This window comes from Streptomyces narbonensis (assembly GCF_014649015.1).
Taxonomy (GTDB): Bacteria; Actinomycetota; Actinomycetes; order Streptomycetales; family Streptomycetaceae; genus Streptomyces; species Streptomyces narbonensis.
This window is the reverse complement of record NZ_BMSF01000007.1, coordinates 63743-80179: the sequence shown is the minus strand read 5'-3', so window position 1 is coordinate 80179 and position 16437 is coordinate 63743. Positions and strand designations below refer to the sequence as shown.

The following is a 16437-nucleotide window of genomic DNA, read 5'->3' as shown; positions in this document are numbered from 1 at the left end:
CGGGCGGGAGCGACGACCCGCGCGGGGCCGGGGCGCCAGGGGGCGCTGCGGGGTCCGGGGGATCCGCGGGGCCCGGGAGCTCCGGGGGGTCATCCCCGCGCCCGACGGGGGTGTTCGGGGCGGCGCCCCGGCTGCCCTCGTCGCCGGCGCTGCCGGGTTGGTCGCACAGTCCGGGGCTCGCGCGCGACGGCAGCGGATTCGCCCTCCTCGCCGAGTGCCGGGAGGGCGAAGAGGCACCGGAGGGCGGCGTCTGCCGGCAGCACGTGGCCGTGCTGGACGCGGGGGCGAAGGAGTGGGTGCTGCGGCGGTCGCCGCTGCCCGAGGTGTCGTCGGCGACGGGGATCTCGGCGAATCTGCTGGTGCTCGGGCCGGGCCGGGCGCTGGTCGAGGCCGGCGGCGCCGGGCCGGGGGACCGGACCTGGTTCACGCGGGACGGGGGCAGGACCTGGCGGGCGGGCGACCGGCGTACGGTCGGCACGACCCCGGAGATACCGGTGGGAGCGGTGCTCGCCACCGACTGCCCGGCGCCGGCCGGGGCCTCGGTGGACGACTGCGCGAGGACGCGGGTCGTCGTGGTCTCGCCGCAGGACGGGCGGCGCAGGGCGCTGGCCCGGGTACCGCTTCTGGGGGCGCACCCGCGACCGGCGGAGCGGCAGGAGCCCGACGGGTCCTGGTGGGTCTCGGGGACGGATCCGCTCTCGGGGCGTGCGGCGGTCGCCGTCTCCCGGGACGCGGGCCGGAGCTGGACGGTGAGCCGGCTGCCGAGCCCGGCCACGGGTCCCGGGTGGTACACGGCGGTGGCGGTCGGCCAGGACGCGGTGTACGCGGCGGAGATGGGGGAGCTGACGGGCGGCGAGCCCGTGAAGAACCCGATGCGGGCGCTGCACCGCTCGGTGGACGGCGGCCGGACGTGGCAGCGGATGTGGACGACGGGACCGGAGCGGGAGCCCCGGACGCTGCTGGGGCTGCCGGTGCCGGGCCCCGGCGGCCGGGTGGAGATCGGCGGGGAGCTGTCGGGGTACGGAAGCGGGGACGGCGGGCGTACGTTCGTCCGGCTCGGCGACGGCGCGCACTTCACCCGCCGCACCCCGCTGGGACTGCTGCGGGAGACGGCCCCCTGCCGGTACGCGCTGACGGCCGACGGTGTGCGGTGGTCGGAGTTCCGGCTGGCCTGTGAGGGTGAGGAGTCCTGAGGGGCGGGGCCCGGTGGGCCGCTCAGTGGTGGAAGGAGGTCGCCGCGTCCTTGTCGTGGGTGAACGGACGTGTCTGGCGCCGTAGTTCGGGCAGCAGCAGGGTCAGGTCCTCGATGAGCAGTCCGGCGAGGTCGGCGGAGAAGCCGTTGCGGCAGACCACGCGCAGGACGGAGAGGTCCTCGCGGTTGGCCGGGAAGGTGTAGGCGGGGACCAGCCACCCTTGTTCGCGCAGTCGCCGGGAGACGTCGAAGACGTCGAAGGAGGTGACGTCGGGCGCGGTGGTGAAGGCGAAGACGGGCAGCTGGTTGCCGTAGGTGAGGAGCTGGAAGTCGCCCATGGCCTCGATGCGTTCGGCGAGGCCCCGGGCGACGTCCCGGGAGGTCTGCTGCACCGCCCGGTAGCCCCCCCGGCCGAGCCTCAGGAAGGTGTAGTACTGCGCGACGACCTGGGCGCCCGGCCGGGAGAAGTTGAGGGCGAAGGTGGGCATGTCGCCGCCCAGGTAGTTGACCCGGAAGACGAGCTCCTCGGGGAGTTCGACGGGCGAGCGCCACAGCGCCCAGCCGACGCCCGGGTAGACCAGGCCGTACTTGTGACCGGAGGTGTTGATCGAGGAGACACGGGGGAGGCGGAAGTCCCAGACCAGGTCCTCGTCGAGGAAGGGGGCGACCATGGCGCCCGAGGCTCCGTCGACGTGGACGGGGATGTCGAGGCCGGTGCGCTCCTGGAGGGCATCCAGGGCGGCGCAGATCTCGGCGACCGGTTCGTAGGAGCCGTCGAACGTGGAGCCGAGGACGGCGACGACGCCGATGGTGTTCTCGTCGCAGAGCGCGGCGGCGGACTCGGCGTCGAGGTGGAAGCGGCCGCCCTCCATGGGCACGAGCCGGGGCTCGACCTCCCAGAACTCGCAGAACTTCTCCCAGCAGACCTGGACGTTGACGCCCATCACCAGGTTGGGGCGGGCGGTGGCCGGGTAGCGGTCGGCGTTCCGCTTGGCCCAGCGGCGCTTGAGGGCCAGGCCGGCGAGCATGCAGGCCTCGCTGGAGCCGGTGGTGGAGCAGCCGACGGCCGCGCCCGGGTCCGGGGCGTTCCACAGGTGGGCGAGCATGGCGACGCAGCGGCGCTCCAGTTCGGCGGTGCGCGGGTACTCGTCCTTGTCGATCATGTTCTTGTCGCGGCACTCGCCCATCAGGACACCGGCCTGGGGCTCCATCCAGGTGGTGACGAAGGTGGCGAGGTTGAGCCGGGAGTTGCCGTCGAGCATCAGCTCGTCGTGGACGAGCTGGTAGGCGTGCATCGGGGGCAGCGGCCCGTCGGGGAGCTGGTGGCGCGGTGGGGCCTCGGTCATGTCGCCGATGGGGTCGGCCGCCCCGTAGAAGGGGTTGAGCGCGAGCCGGTGTTCGTGCTCGGGCTTGGAGGCATCGGGACCCTGGTGCAGCGGCATGGGGATTCCTTCTGTCCGGGTGGGGGGCGTGGGATGGGGCGGGGTGGGAGGTCAGTGCAGCGATCTGCCCTCGCGGTCGAGTTCGAGCTGGGGGCGGCCGGTGACGATCAGCCAGGCGGGGAGGGAGGCGATGCAGAGGAGGGCGAGGATCGAGGGCGATGCGGCGAGGGCGGCGCCGGTGAAGAGGCTGATCCAGCCCTGCCGGGTGGTGGCGAGGAGCACGCCGAGGACGGCGGAGGAGACGGCGACGGCCGGGTGGATCTCGGGGACCAGCGCCTGGGCGAGCAGTCCGAAGGCGGAGCCGATGAAGACGGCGGGGAAGATGCGGCCGCCCCGGAAGCCGCAGGAGGCGGCGACGAGGAGGGCGAGGAGTTTGACGACGGCCAGCTTGGCGAGTTCGCCGGAGGACCAGGAGCCGACCGAGGCGGCGAGCTCCTCGGTCTCGTCCAGGCCCTTGAAGAGGGTCAGTTGCCCGCCGAGGGCGCCCAGGAGACCGAGGGTGAGTCCGCCCAGGGGCAGCATCAGCATCGGGTGCCGCAGGCGCTGGAAGGCCGCGTGGACGTAGGGGAAGAGGTAGCAGGCGGCGAGCCCGAAGACGGCGGCGGCGGGGGCGATGACGACGGCGGCCAGGAGGTCCTCGTAGCCGGGGTCGGTCAGCGTCGGCAGTCCGATGTCGAAGCTGGGATTGGAGATCAGCTGGGTGGTCATCGCGCCGGCTCCGGCCGCGACGAGCGGGGCGAAGATGCGGTCCCAGAGGGAGCCGCGGCCCGGCTGCTGCGACGCCAGGGCCTCGGAGAGGATGAGGGCGGCGGCCACCGGCGTACCGAAGAGTGCGCCGACGGTCGCGGCCGAGGCCAGGGCGACCCAGGCGGCTCCCGGCAGCGAGGGTTGGATCCTGTGGCCGATCCAGTAGGTGAGGGCGATGTTGGCGGCGATGATCGGGTTCTCGGGGCCGAGGCTGACGCCGCCGGCCAGCCCGAGCGCGCTCGCGAGCAGCAGACCCGGTACCACTGCCGGGGCGAGCGGTGCGCCGCCGAGGCCCTGGGAAGCCGGGTCGGGACCGGCGTGTCCGGGCACCTTCCACACGACGAGGCCCACGGCGATGCCGGTCGCCGTGAGCATGGTGATGATCCAGAGGGAGGAGTACCTGCCGATGCCGAGCGCGTCCGGCAGGTCGTCCCAGAGCACGACCTGGAACTCCTCGGAGACGTAGCTGATCCCCAGGTACATGAGGCTCGCCGCCACACCGACCACGAGCGCGGGCAGGACCTGGGGCAGCAGGATCCGGAACTGGTCCTCCGCGGGGGAGGGTGACGGTGCGGGCGGAGCATGATCAGGGGCCACCGGCCCACCATAAGTGAGCAAATGCCGCACAACATCCCGAAATCCATGCGAAACGGAACCGCACGAACGTGCTGCCCCCCCAGTGGCTCACGTGACGTGCGCGACTCAGACCCGCGGGGCGATCACCACGGCCGTTCCGTAGGCGCACACCTCCGTGCCCACGTCCGCCGCCTCCGTCACGTCGAAGCGGAACATCAGCACGGCGTTCGCGCCGCGAGCCTGGGCCTGTTCGACCAGTCGTTCCATCGCCTGGTTGCGGGTCTGCACCAGGGTCTTGGTCAGACCCTTCAGCTCACCGCCGATCATCGACTTCAGCCCCGCGCCGATCTGACTGCCCAGATGGCGCGAGCGCACGGTGAGCCCGAAGACCTCACCGATGACCTGTCTGACCTCGTATCCCGGCACGTCGTTCGTCGTCACGACCAGCACGTCCGGGTGCGGCTCCTGGCCGCCTCCGTACTCCTCGATGCCCATCGGCATACACCTCCTGGCCCCCCACCCTCGGGCCCGGAGTCCCGCTCCGCATCCTGTGGGAGCCGGGTGGAACCGGTCGGGTCCCGTCCGCGTTGATAGCTTGGGGCGAGCCGTCCCCCCATGCCCCCACTGACCGCAGGAGCCCGGAACCCGTGAACACGCTTGCCCTCGGACCGAGCTGGCTGGACCCGGACTATCTGATTCAGACCTTTGGTCCGATCGGTGTCCTGGCCATCGTCTTCGCCGAGTCCGGTCTCCTCATCGGGTTCTTCCTGCCCGGCGACTCGCTGCTCTTCACCACCGGCCTGCTGATCACCACCGGCAAGCTGGACATGCCGCTCTGGCTGATGTGCACGCTGATCGTGGCCGCGGCGGTCATCGGCGACCAGGTCGGATACCTCTTCGGGCGCAAGGTCGGACCGGCCCTCTTCAAGCGCCCCGACTCGAAGCTCTTCAAGCAGGAGAACGTCGAGAAGGCCCACGAGTTCTTCGAGAAGCACGGCCCGAAGTCGCTGATCCTGGCCCGCTTCGTCCCCATCGTCCGGACGTTCACGCCGATCATCGCCGGCGTCAGCAAGATGAACTACCGCCAGTTCATCACGTTCAACATCATCGGCGGTGTGCTGTGGGGCGCGGGCGTGACCCTGCTCGGTGCCTCCCTCGGCAAGATCGACTTCGTGCACCAGCACATCGAGATGATCCTCGTCGGGATCGTCCTGCTCTCGGTCGTCCCGATCGTGATCGAGTACCTCCGGGCCCGCTCCCAGTCCAAGAAGGCCAAGGCCGCCGGCGAGCACGGCGACCAGAGCGACCAGAGTGGCCAGAGCGGCCACGGGACCCACGGCGGGCACGACGCCCCCGGCACCCCCAACCCCCCGGCCTCCCGCGGCCGCCACGCCAAGCGCTGACCCCCGCGCACAGCCCCGAGCCGTCCCGAGTCCCCTCGGGACACTCGCACAGCCCCGAGCCGTCCCGAGTCCCCTCGGGGCGGCTCCGGCTTTTAGAAGCCCCTGGTGCGCTTCGCGGCCCTGCGGGCCGCCGCCGCACCGGGGGCCTGCATGAAGAGGCGCGCCAGCTCGCTCCCCAGGTTCACCCCGATCGCGATCGCCAGGGCCAGGGCCGCCGCCTTCGCCAGCGAGGCGAAGCCCTGGTCCAGGTTGTTCTGGGCGATCGCGAGCACTCCGAAGTACGTCGCCGAACCGGGCAGCAGCGGACCGATCGCCGCCGTCACGTACGGCAGCGACGACGTGTGGTGGTACCGGGCGATCAGCTGCCCGAAGAGCCCCACCAGACCGGCCGCCACGGCCGTCGCCATCACCGTCGACCCCTCGGCCGTCACCGCGATCGACGCGTAGATCACCCACGCAACCCCGCCGTTCAGCGTCGCGAAGAGCACCGTCGACCGCGACTGCTGCAGCAGGATCGCGAAGGTCGCGCACAGCACCATCGACGCCAGGATCTGCGTCACCGGCCGCTCCACCGCCCGCAGCGCCCCCTCGGGGTTCAGCTGCGCGTCGAACTGCACGGCTACGTACAGCACCGACAGCACGCCCACCACGATCGCGACGAAGAAGTACGCGACCTCCAGGAGCCGGGCCGAGGCCGTGATGTAGAAGCCCGTCAGACCGTCCTGCACGGCCGCCACCAACGCCCGCCCCGGAATCAGCGCGAACAGACCACCGGTGATCACCGCCGAGGGCCGAAGGTCAGCGTGGAGCAGCGTCAGGAGCACACCCATCGCCGCCGGCGGCATCGCCGCCACCAGGAACTGGTAGAACTCCGGCAGCCCGCGCCCCGCGCACAGCCACGCCAGCCGGTCCCCGAGCACCGCGCCGAGCGCCGCCACGAAGAAGACCGTCGGCCCGCCGCCGAGCAGCACCGAGGCCGCGCCCGCCAGCACCCCCGCCGCCGCAGTGAGGACCCACCCCGGATACGGGTGCCGGTTCCGCCGGATCTCCGCGAGCCTGCGGTACGCCTCCTCGGGCGTCACCTCGTGCGCCTGCGCGTTGATGTCCGCGAGCAGCGTGTACACCGCGGCGAGCCGCGTGTAGTCCGTGCCCCGCCGCCGTACCGTCCGGTTCGCCGTGACCGGGTCGTCCACCAGCGACGGCTGGTAGGTGACGGACAGCAGGGTGAAGGTGACCGTCGGCTCGACCCGGTCCAGCCCGTACGAACGGCAGATCGCGAACATCGCCGCCTCGACGTCCTCCGCGCCCTCCCCGCCCGCGAGCAGCAGCTCGCCGATGCGCAGGGTCAGGTCGAGGACGCGCGGCACCGAAGGGCCGGACTCGTCGACCTTGCCCGCCGCCTCCGGCACCGGCCGCTCGTGCACCGGCAGCCGCAGCATGGTCCGCATCCGGTCCTGCCACGGCGCGTCCTGCGAGAGCCGCACCAGGGGCACCCCGTACGCCGGGGTGAACACAGGCGGCGAGGTCTTCGCCGAGTAGGTGGCGGGTGTCGCGAACGCCGACCCCTCCTGCTCCTGCGGCGGCTCCGGGGTCAGACCGGGCGGCAGCGCGAACTCGGAGGTCGGGTGCTCCTCCTCGGGTGGCGCCGGCTGCTCCACGCCGGCCGGCGGGACGAACGCGCTCCGTGCCTCGTCCGACTGAGGCTTCCGGTCCTCCGGAGCCTCCTCGGGGCCCTCCGGCTCCGCCACCACTCTCTCCGCCTCATCCCCAGGGAATCGTGGATTCCAGTATGAAGGTCCGAAGGTACGAAGGTGCGACAGACGTGCGAAAGGCGGTACACCCCGAAGGGTGCACCGCCTTTCACGCGATCAGAAGATCAGCCCGTGAGGGCCGTCAGGAAGCGGGAGCTCAGTGGCCGCCCTGCTCCTTGGCACGCGCGTAGGACTTCTCGATCTCTTCCTCGGCCTCGGCGCGGCCGACCCAGTCGGCGCCCTCGACCGACTTGCCCGGCTCCAGGTCCTTGTAGACCTCGAAGAAGTGCTGGATCTCCAGGCGGTCGAACTCCGCCACGTGGTGGATGTCCCGCAGGTGCTCCATGCGCGGGTCGGTGGCCGGGACGCACAGCAGCTTGTCGTCGCCGCCCGCCTCGTCCGTCATGCGGAACATGCCGATCGCGCGGCACTTGATCAGGCAGCCCGGGAACGTGGGCTCGTCGAGGATGACGAGCGCGTCCAGCGGGTCGCCGTCCTCACCGAGGGTGTTCTCGACGTAGCCGTAGTCGGTCGGGTAGGCCGTCGACGTGAACAGACGACGGTCCAGACGGATGCGACCCGTCTCGTGGTCGACCTCGTACTTGTTACGCGATCCCTTGGGGATCTCGATGAGAACGTCGAACTCCACGGGTGGCTCCTCCTGAATCAACACAAGTGAATGCTCGCGACGACGCGCGGTGATTAAGTGTCCCTCACGGACGACCGTGATCGCGAAAGGGGCTGGTCAGCAATGCCCGAGCCGAGGCTGTGGCAGCTCACGGCGGGCTCCGCCGCCCTCGGACTGGCCCTGGCCGCCGTGGCGGTGACCGCGGCGGGCCCTTGGGACTCGGGCCAGCGTACGGCCGAGCGGGCCCGCGCCGCCGCCCCCGTGGCGGGTGGCGCACATCACGCCCCGCCCCCGCCGCCCATCGCGCCCCACCGACCCGCACCCGCCCCCAGCGCCGCCGGCGTCCTGCCCGCACTCCACGCCCCGGCAGTCGCCGGCCGCCCCGCGACCCGCCCCGCGGACCTCGCCGCCACCCTCGTACCGCTCCTCGCCGACCCCGGCCTCGGCCCGCTCCGCACGGCCTCCGTCGTCGACACCGCCACCGGGACCCAGCTGTACGGCGAAGGCGCCGGCACCCCCATGACACCCGCCTCCACCGTCAAGATCGCCACCGTCGCCGCCGCGCTCTCCGCCCTCGGCCCTGACCACCGCATCCCCACCACCGTCACCGCCACCCCCGACGGCCGCACCGTCACCCTCACGGGCGGCGGCGACCCCACCCTCGACCCGGCCCGCCTGGAGCGCCTCGCCGCCGACACGGCCCGCGCCCTCAGGACCCGCGGCCTCACCTCCGTACGGCTCACCTACGACACGAGCCTCTACGAGGGCCCCGAGCTCCACCCCATCGGACCCAACGAGAACCTCGCCCCCGTCACCGCACTCATGACCCGCGAAGGACGCCTCGACGAGAGCGGCAGCGGCCCCGCGCCCCGCACCGCCGACCCGGCCGCCGACACCGCCACCGCCTTCGCCGCCCTCCTCACCGACGCCGGCGTCAAGCTCACCGGAGCGCCGACGGAGGCCACCGGACACCCGGCAAGGGCCAAGGCCGTAGCCAAGGCGGCCGCAGCCACGGCTCCGACAGAGCCCGCAGCCACATCCGCAGCCACGGCTTCGGCAGCGCCCGCAGCCAAGGCCACGACGAAAGCGACCACCCCCGGCGCCGGCCCCGCCCCGGAAGCCGACCCCCTCGCCCGCACCTACTCCGCCCCCCTCACCGACCTCGCCGAGCGCACCCTCACCCTCAGCGACAACGACCTCGCCGAGGCCCTCGCCCGGCAGACCGCGCTCGCCCACGACCTGCCCGCGAGCTTCGAAGGCGCAGGCAAGGCCGTACGGGCCGAACTCGCCGAGCTCGACCTCCCCCTCGCCGGCGCCCGCTTCGCCGACGGCAGCGGACTCGACCGCCGCGGCCGCGTCTCCGCCGCCCTCCTCACCACCCTCCTCACCCGCGCGGCCGACCCCGCCCACCCCACCCTCCGCCCCGTCCTCACCGGCCTGCCCGTCGGCGGCTTCACCGGCACCCTCTCCGGCCGCTTCGACACCGCACCCGCCACCGCCGGCGCCGGACTCGTCCGCGCCAAGACCGGCACCCTCACGGGCGTCAACACCCTCGCCGGCACCGTCGTCACCCCCGACGGACGGCTCCTCGCCTTCGCATTCCTCGCCGGCCGCACCCTCTCCCCGTACGAGGCACAGCCCGCCCTCGACCGGCTCTCCGCCGCCCTCGCCGACCAGGGCTGACCCACCGCCCACCCGCACCCCACCGACGCCCGACCCGCTCCGAACCCGCACCGATCGGGCGCCGAGACCGTACGGTTGACGCATGACGAGCATCGGTGGCGCAGGCACATCCGGGATGGTCGACTGGAACCTCGCGGTCGCGACCGCGACCCGCCTCGTGCGGCCCGGACCCGAAGTCAGCCGCGACGAGGCCCGCGAGGTCGTCGCCGAACTCCGCAAGCACGCCAAAGCCTCAGAGCGGCACGTCCGCGCCTACACCCGGATGCTCCCCGAGGGCGCCGACGTCCACGACACCCCCGTCCTCGTCGTCGACCGCGCCGGCTGGATCAAGGCCAACGTCGCCGGCTTCCGCGAACTCCTCACCCCGCTCCTCGGCAAGATGCAGGAACGCCGCTCGACCACCCCCGGAAACGCCGTCCTCAGCGCCGTCGGCGGCAAGGTCACCGGCGTCGAACTCGGCATGCTCCTGTCCTTCCTCGCCTCCCGCATCCTCGGCCAGTACGAGACCTTCGCCCCCGCCACCCGCGAACTCCCCGCCGGCGCCGACGGCGGCGGACGACTCCTCCTCGTCGCACCCAACATCGTCCACGTCGAACGCGAACTCGAAGTCTCGCCCCACGACTTCCGGCTCTGGGTCTGCCTCCACGAGGAGACCCACCGCACCCAGTTCACCGCCGTCCCCTGGCTCCGCGACCACCTCCAGGGCGAGATCCAGTCCTTCCTCGCCGCCACCGAGGTCGACCCCGGCACCTTCGTCGAACGCCTCCGCGAAGCCGCCCAGGCCCTCGCCGGCGGCCGCCCCGAGGGCGAGGCCGGCGAACCCGCCCCCTCCCTCGTCGAGATCGTCCAGACCCCCGAACAGCGCGAGATCCTCGGACGCCTCACCGCCGTCATGTCCCTGCTCGAAGGCCACGCCGACTACGTCATGGACGGCGTCGGCCCCGACGTCGTCCCCTCCGTCGCCGAGATCCGCGAGAAGTTCCAGCAGCGCCGCGCCCGCGGCGCCTCCCGCCTCGACCTCGCCCTGCGCAAGCTCCTCGGGCTCGACGCCAAACTGCGCCAGTACCGCGACGGCGAGCGCTTCGTCCGCGCCGTCGTCGACCAGGTCGGCATGGACGGCTTCAACCGCGTGTGGACCTCCCCCAACACGCTCCCCACCAAGTCCGAGATCGCCGCCCCCGCCGACTGGATCGCGAGGGTGCACCGTAAGGCAGACTCGTGAGACAGGTGCGCCGGACGGCGCAGTGACACGGGAGAACAACCCGCCAATCACCCATCCGAGGGACCCTGGGCATGGGGTGAGGCGTGCAATGCTCGGGTAACGGCCGGGTTTCTGTCACCATCGACGCACTCTGAGTGACCGAAACCCCCTTTCCGACCGTTAAGACTCCGACCGAGGCACCCCACCCCATCACGAAGGGCACCGGACATGGGTCCCCATCCTGCGGTCGCGGCGATACGCCTGGCGGTCCGCCGCGTACTCCACGACGTCCTCACCGACCACACCACCGACCCCGCCGGCACGGACGAGCCGCTCGTCCTCGTCGCCTGCTCCGGAGGCGCCGACTCCATGGCGCTCGCCTCCGCGCTCGCCTTCGAGACCCGCAAGCTCCCCGTACGCGCAGGCGGCATCACCGTCGACCACGGCCTCCAGAACGGCTCCGACACCCGGGCCACCGAGGTCCTCGGACGCATGACCGCCCTCGGCCTCACCCCCGTCGAGGCGATCACCGTCACCGTGGGCCGCGAAGGCGGACCCGAGGCCGCCGCCCGCGACGCGCGCTACGCGGCCCTCGACGCCGCCGCCGAACGCCACGGCGCCGCCGCGATCCTCCTCGGCCACACCCGCGACGACCAGGCGGAAACCGTCCTCCTCGGCCTCGCCCGCGGCTCCGGGATCCGCTCGCTCTCCGGCATGGCCGCCGTCTCCGGCGCCGCCGGCCGCTACCGGCGTCCGTTCCTCCAGCTCGACCGCCAGACCGTCCGCAAGGCCTGCATCGCACAGGAACTCGCCGTCTGGGACGACCCCCACAACAGCGACCCCGCGTACACCCGCTCCCGACTTCGCCACGAAGGCCTCCCCGCCCTCGAGAAGGCCCTCGGCAAGGGCGTCGTCGAAGCCCTCGCCCGGACGGCCCAGCTCTCCCGGGACGACGCCGACGCCCTCGACACCTGGGCCGCCGACGCCGAGACCGCCGTACGCGACGAGGCCGGCGCCCTCGAGTGCGCCAAGCTCTTCGGCCTGCCCCCCGCCGTACGCCGCCGTGTCCTGCGCCGCGCCGTCATCGCCGAGGGCGCCCCCGCCGGCTCCCTCTTCGCCCGCCACATCGAGGAAGTCGACCGGCTCATCACCGGCTGGCGCGGCCAAGGCGCCATCAACCTGCCCGGTCGCGTCGAAGCCCGCCGCCAGGGTGGCAGACTTGTCATCCGGCAAGGCTGACGCACGCTGCAACGAAAGTGACCCGGGTGAACGAGAAGGACATGGGCACCGACCTCCAGTCGGTGCTCATCACCAAGGAAGAGATCGACGCCAAGCTGGCAGAGCTGGCCGCGAAGATCGACGCGGAATACGCGGGCAAGGACCTGCTCATCGTCGGTGTCCTCAAGGGCGCGGTGATGGTCATGGCGGACCTGGCTCGCGCCCTGTCCACCCCCGTCACCATGGACTGGATGGCCGTCTCCTCCTACGGAGCCGGCACCCAGTCCTCCGGAGTCGTCAGGATCCTCAAGGACCTCGACACCGACATCAAGGGCAAGCACGTCCTCATCGTCGAGGACATCATCGACTCCGGCCTGACCCTGTCCTGGCTGCTGTCGAACCTCGGCTCCCGCGAGCCCGCCTCCCTGGAGGTCTGCACCCTCCTCCGGAAGCCCGAGGCCGCCAAGGTCGCCATCGACGTCAAGTGGATCGGCTTCGACATTCCGAACGAGTTCGTCGTCGGCTACGGCCTCGACTACGCGGAGAAGTACCGGAACCTTCCGTTCGTCGGCACGCTCGCCCCGCACGTCTACGGCGGCTGAACACCCGCCCGGACGGGGAACCCGCACCGCCTTCCCCCCGTTGAACCATGGGAAGGCGGTCGCGGGCGACGATGCTGAGGTACCGTCCGAAGAACAGCTTTTTCACATAGCAGCACTCATGCAGCTCTCACAGCAGCATTTTCCTACGGGCAGGAGGGACGGGGCGTTCTCGCTCCGTATGGATGGACGTGAAGCGATACTTCCGTGGGCCGGTCATGTGGATCGTGCTGGCCGTCCTCGCCGTGGTCGTGCTGATGCAGGTCGTCGGCTCGTCCGAGGGCTACAAGACGGTGGACACCGGCAAGGTCGTCCAGGCGATCGACAAGAACCAGGTCAAGCAGGCAAAGGTCACCACCGGTGACGAGCAGATCATCAAGATCGAACTCGTCGACGGTCAGAAGATCGACAACAGCAGCAAGGTCCAGGCCAGCTACATCGGCTCCCAGGGCGTCGACGTCGCGGACAAGCTGCAGGAGAAGTTCGAGGCCGGGCAGATCGAGAAGGGCTACACCGTCTCCCCGACGAAGCAGTCGCCCTTCGTCTCGATCCTGCTCTCCCTCCTCCCCTTCGTCCTCATCGTGGTCGTCTTCCTCTTCCTGATGAACCAGATGCAGGGCGGCGGCTCCCGCGTCATGCAGTTCGGCAAGTCCAAGGCGAAGCTCATCACCAAGGACACGCCCAAGACCACCTTCGCCGACGTCGCAGGCTCGGACGAGGCCGTCGAGGAACTCCACGAGATCAAGGAATTCCTCCAGGAGCCCGCGAAGTTCCAGGCCGTCGGCGCCAAGATCCCGAAGGGCGTCCTGCTCTACGGCCCGCCCGGAACCGGCAAGACGCTCCTCGCGCGCGCCGTCGCCGGCGAGGCCGGCGTGCCGTTCTACTCGATCTCCGGCTCCGACTTCGTCGAGATGTTCGTCGGCGTCGGCGCCTCCCGCGTCCGCGACCTCTTCGAGCAGGCCAAGGCCAACGCACCGGCCATCGTCTTCGTCGACGAGATCGACGCCGTCGGACGCCACCGCGGCGCCGGCCTCGGCGGCGGTCACGACGAGCGCGAGCAGACCCTCAACCAGCTGCTCGTCGAGATGGACGGCTTCGACGTCAAGGGCGGCGTCATCCTGATCGCCGCCACGAACCGTCCCGACATCCTCGACCCCGCCCTCCTGCGCCCCGGCCGATTCGACCGGCAGATCGCCGTCGACCGTCCGGACATGCAGGGCCGTCTGGAGATCCTCAAGGTCCACCAGAAGGGCAAGCCGGTCGCGCCGGACGTCGACCTCGGCGCCGTCGCCCGCCGCACCCCCGGCTTCACCGGTGCGGACCTCTCCAACGTCCTCAACGAGGCAGCGCTCCTCACCGCCCGCAGCGACCAGAAGCTGATCGACAACAAGGCTCTGGACGAGGCGATCGACCGAGTGGTCGCGGGCCCGCAGAAGCGGACCCGGATCATGTCGGACAAGGAGAAGAAGATCACCGCGTACCACGAGGGCGGTCACGCCCTGGTCGCGGCGGCCTCGCCGAACTCCGACCCGGTCCACAAGATCACCATCCTGTCCCGCGGCCGCGCCCTGGGCTACACGATGGTGCTCCCGGAAGAGGACAAGTACTCGACCACGCGCAACGAGATGCTCGACCAGCTGGCCTACATGCTGGGCGGCCGCGCGGCCGAGGAGCTCGTCTTCCACGACCCGACCACGGGCGCGGCGAACGACATCGAGAAGGCCACCGCCACGGCCCGCGCGATGGTCACGCAGTACGGCATGACCGAGCGTCTCGGCGCCATCAAGTTCGGCGGCGACAACACCGAGCCGTTCCTCGGCCGCGAGATGGCGCACCAGCGCGACTACTCGGAAGAGGTCGCGGCGCTGGTCGACGAAGAGGTCAAGAAGCTCATCGAGACCGCGCACAACGAGGCCTGGGAGATCCTCGTCGAGAACCGTGACCTTCTCGACAACCTGGTCCTCGCGCTGCTGGAGAAGGAGACGCTGGGCAAGGAGGAGATCGCCGAGATCTTCGCCCCCATCGTCAAGCGCCCGGCCCGCCCGGCCTGGACCGGCTCCTCCCGCCGCACGCCCTCCACGCGCCCGCCGGTGCTCTCCCCCAAGGAGCTTGCACTGACGAACAGCGCGAACGGCACGGCGACCCCCGCGGTCGACACCACGAAGGGCATCGAGATCGCCCCGGTGGACACCCCGGAGGACTGACCGTCCCGATCCGGAATGGCTGCCGCGCCCCCACAGGTTCTAGCCTGTGGGGGCGCGGCATTTCGCGCACGACGGTTCAGACGGAACGAGGCACAGAGATGACCGACCCGGTGACGCTGGACGGCGAGGGCCCGATCGGCGAGTTCGACGAGAAGCGCGCCGAGAACGCCGTACGAGAGCTCCTCATCGCGGTCGGCGAGGACCCGGACCGCGAGGGACTGCGCGAGACGCCGGCGCGCGTGGCGAGGGCGTACAGGGAGCTTTTCGCAGGTCTGTGGCAGAAGCCCGAGGATGTCCTGACGACGACGTTCGACCTCGGGCACGACGAGATGGTCCTGGTGAAGGACATCGAACTGACGTCCCAATGTGAACATCATTTGCTGCCGTTTCATGGCGTAGCTCACATTGGTTACATTCCGGCAGAAACGGGCAAGATCACCGGTCTGTCCAAGCTGGCACGTCTCGTCGACGTCTTCGCCCGCCGTCCGCAGGTGCAGGAGCGCTTGACGACGCAGATCGCCGACTCGCTGATGCGCATCCTCGATGCCCGTGGCGCGATCGTCGTCATCGAGGCCGAGCACATGTGCATGGCGCTGCGTGGCGTCCGTAAGCCGGGCGCGAAGACGACCACCTCGGCGGTACGTGGTCAACTTCGCGACGCTACTACACGCGCTGAGGCTATGTCCCTGATATTGGCCCGTTAGTCGCGGACTGTCCCCCTTGCTCCATACCGTCCCCGATCAGTGGAGTTGATCGCTGATCAAGGGGGATCGGTATGGGGTACGGGCCGACCAGCAAGATGCTGGTGAACCTGGTGGACGGCTGTGTCCAGGCGAAGAACGTAGCTCCGGGCAGCACGCTGTGGACACTGGACGGAGACCGGACGGTGCAGACCACGGTCGTGGAGGTGTCGGCGGTGAAAGCCCGTGCCGCCGTCGACGTGGTCACGGATCACATGACGTTCTCCGCCAGTCCGGATCTGCTGCTGGCCACGCCGGACGGCTGGACGCGCGCGGCGGACGTGTTGGGGAAATCGGTCGCCTGGACGCATGCACGGAAGCTGTGCCGCGAGCGGCTGACGATCAGGTCCGGGTACGAGTTCGGCTATTTCGTCGGTGCCACGTGTGCCGACGGCACAGTGGGCAAGAACTATGTGTCGCTGGTCGTGAACGAGGAGGAATTCGCGACCCGGTACGCGACCGCGCTGACCGCCTGCACAGGACTCCCGGCCCGCCTTGAGGCGGTGACCCGGCCGTCCGGCTATCTGAAGCGGGACTTACCCGGTTTCCGCGTACGGGTGGTCTCCTCGTACCTCTCTGACGCCCTGCGGTCCTATGCGGGTGGGGACGCTCACCACATGCGGCAGGCTTTTCCCCGTGTGGTGCTGCGGGACATCGATACCTTCGACGGGTTCCTCGACGGGTACATCGAGGGGGACGGCTGCCGTGCCAAGGGCCGGGGAGGCCGCCATGTCGTCAGCGCGAACGTTCCGTTCCTGGCGGATCTGGCACAGATCATCGGGGCCCGGTTCACACCCTCGAAGCGGGGACTGCGCTCACAGCTCTACGTGACGGACGGCTGGGTCTATCGAGGAACCTTCGCGCCCGAAGACCACCCCATCCACCCGCCCGAGTCCTCCTGGATCAAGGTCCAAGAGGTACGCCCCCGCCCCGCCCTCGGCACCAAGCCCTTCACCTTCTACAGCTACCGGCTCGCCCCGTACCCGACCTTCCTGCTGAACGGGCACCTCGTGCGTGAGCCCTGGTAGTGCCGGGGTGGAGCCGCCGGACGGT

14 protein-coding genes are annotated in these 16437 nt (G+C 70.9%); 9 read left to right on the top strand and 5 right to left on the bottom strand.

Annotated elements, in window-relative coordinates; all coding sequences use genetic code 11:
- Positions 1-110: 110 nt before the first annotated feature.
- Positions 111-1193, top strand: coding sequence for a beta propeller repeat protein (locus IE124_RS14900; RefSeq protein ID WP_229832472.1), 1083 nt, complete (start codon positions 111-113; stop codon positions 1191-1193).
- Positions 1194-1215: 22 nt separating this feature from the next.
- Here IE124_RS14900 and gad read toward each other — a convergent pair whose 3' ends face one another.
- From gad to IE124_RS14885, 3 genes are all read right to left on the bottom strand, one after another.
- Positions 1216-2634, bottom strand: a complete 1419-nt coding sequence (gene gad, locus IE124_RS14895; RefSeq protein ID WP_189508230.1) for a glutamate decarboxylase — start codon at positions 2632-2634, stop codon at positions 1216-1218.
- A gap of 51 nt (positions 2635-2685) precedes the next feature.
- A complete protein-coding gene (locus tag IE124_RS14890; protein ID WP_189508229.1) occupies positions 2686-3978 on the bottom strand; it encodes an ion channel protein in 1293 nt (430 codons plus the stop codon).
- Between the two features lie 105 nt (positions 3979-4083).
- A complete protein-coding gene (locus tag IE124_RS14885; RefSeq protein ID WP_189508512.1) occupies positions 4084-4452 on the bottom strand; it encodes a YbjQ family protein in 369 nt (122 codons plus the stop codon).
- Between the two features lie 152 nt (positions 4453-4604).
- On the opposite strand from IE124_RS14885, the gene IE124_RS14880 reads away from it, so the two are divergent.
- Positions 4605-5360: a DedA family protein gene (locus tag IE124_RS14880; RefSeq protein WP_189508228.1), complete on the top strand. Its 756-nt coding sequence runs from the start codon at positions 4605-4607 to the stop codon at positions 5358-5360.
- 92 nt (positions 5361-5452) lie between these two features.
- Here IE124_RS14880 and IE124_RS14875 read toward each other — a convergent pair whose 3' ends face one another.
- Positions 5453-7111 carry a threonine/serine exporter family protein gene (locus IE124_RS14875; protein WP_189508227.1) on the bottom strand — a complete coding sequence of 553 codons (1659 nt, stop codon included), beginning with the start codon at positions 7109-7111 and terminating at the stop codon, positions 5453-5455.
- Positions 7112-7268: 157 nt separating this feature from the next.
- Complete coding sequence (locus tag IE124_RS14870; protein ID WP_024758444.1) at positions 7269-7760, bottom strand: inorganic diphosphatase; 492 nt, start codon at positions 7758-7760, stop codon at positions 7269-7271.
- A 102-nt stretch (positions 7761-7862) separates the two neighbouring features.
- Here IE124_RS14870 and dacB point away from each other — a divergent pair, with 102 nt between their 5' ends.
- From dacB to IE124_RS14835, 7 genes are all read left to right on the top strand, one after another.
- Positions 7863-9422 (top strand): D-alanyl-D-alanine carboxypeptidase/D-alanyl-D-alanine endopeptidase, encoded by a 1560-nt coding sequence (dacB, locus tag IE124_RS14865; protein WP_189508226.1) that lies wholly within the window; start codon positions 7863-7865, stop codon positions 9420-9422.
- An 82-nt stretch (positions 9423-9504) separates the two neighbouring features.
- Complete coding sequence (locus IE124_RS14860; RefSeq protein ID WP_189508225.1) at positions 9505-10644, top strand: zinc-dependent metalloprotease; 1140 nt, start codon at positions 9505-9507, stop codon at positions 10642-10644.
- 207 nt (positions 10645-10851) lie between these two features.
- Complete coding sequence (gene tilS / locus IE124_RS14855; RefSeq protein ID WP_189508224.1) at positions 10852-11862, top strand: tRNA lysidine(34) synthetase TilS; 1011 nt, start codon at positions 10852-10854, stop codon at positions 11860-11862.
- Positions 11863-11903: 41 nt separating this feature from the next.
- The gene (hpt, locus tag IE124_RS14850) at positions 11904-12443 is read left to right on the top strand and encodes a hypoxanthine phosphoribosyltransferase (protein WP_030219931.1); all 540 of its coding nucleotides are present in this window, start codon (positions 11904-11906) and stop codon (positions 12441-12443) included.
- 182 nt (positions 12444-12625) lie between these two features.
- Positions 12626-14644 carry an ATP-dependent zinc metalloprotease FtsH gene (ftsH, locus tag IE124_RS14845; RefSeq protein WP_189508223.1) on the top strand — a complete coding sequence of 673 codons (2019 nt, stop codon included), beginning with the start codon at positions 12626-12628 and terminating at the stop codon, positions 14642-14644.
- Positions 14645-14742: 98 nt separating this feature from the next.
- Positions 14743-15348 carry a GTP cyclohydrolase I FolE gene (gene folE / locus IE124_RS14840; protein WP_189508222.1) on the top strand — a complete coding sequence of 202 codons (606 nt, stop codon included), beginning with the start codon at positions 14743-14745 and terminating at the stop codon, positions 15346-15348.
- Between the two features lie 71 nt (positions 15349-15419).
- The gene (locus IE124_RS14835; protein WP_229832471.1) at positions 15420-16412 is read left to right on the top strand and encodes a hypothetical protein; all 993 of its coding nucleotides are present in this window, start codon (positions 15420-15422) and stop codon (positions 16410-16412) included.
- The last annotated feature ends 25 nt before the right edge of the window (positions 16413-16437 follow it).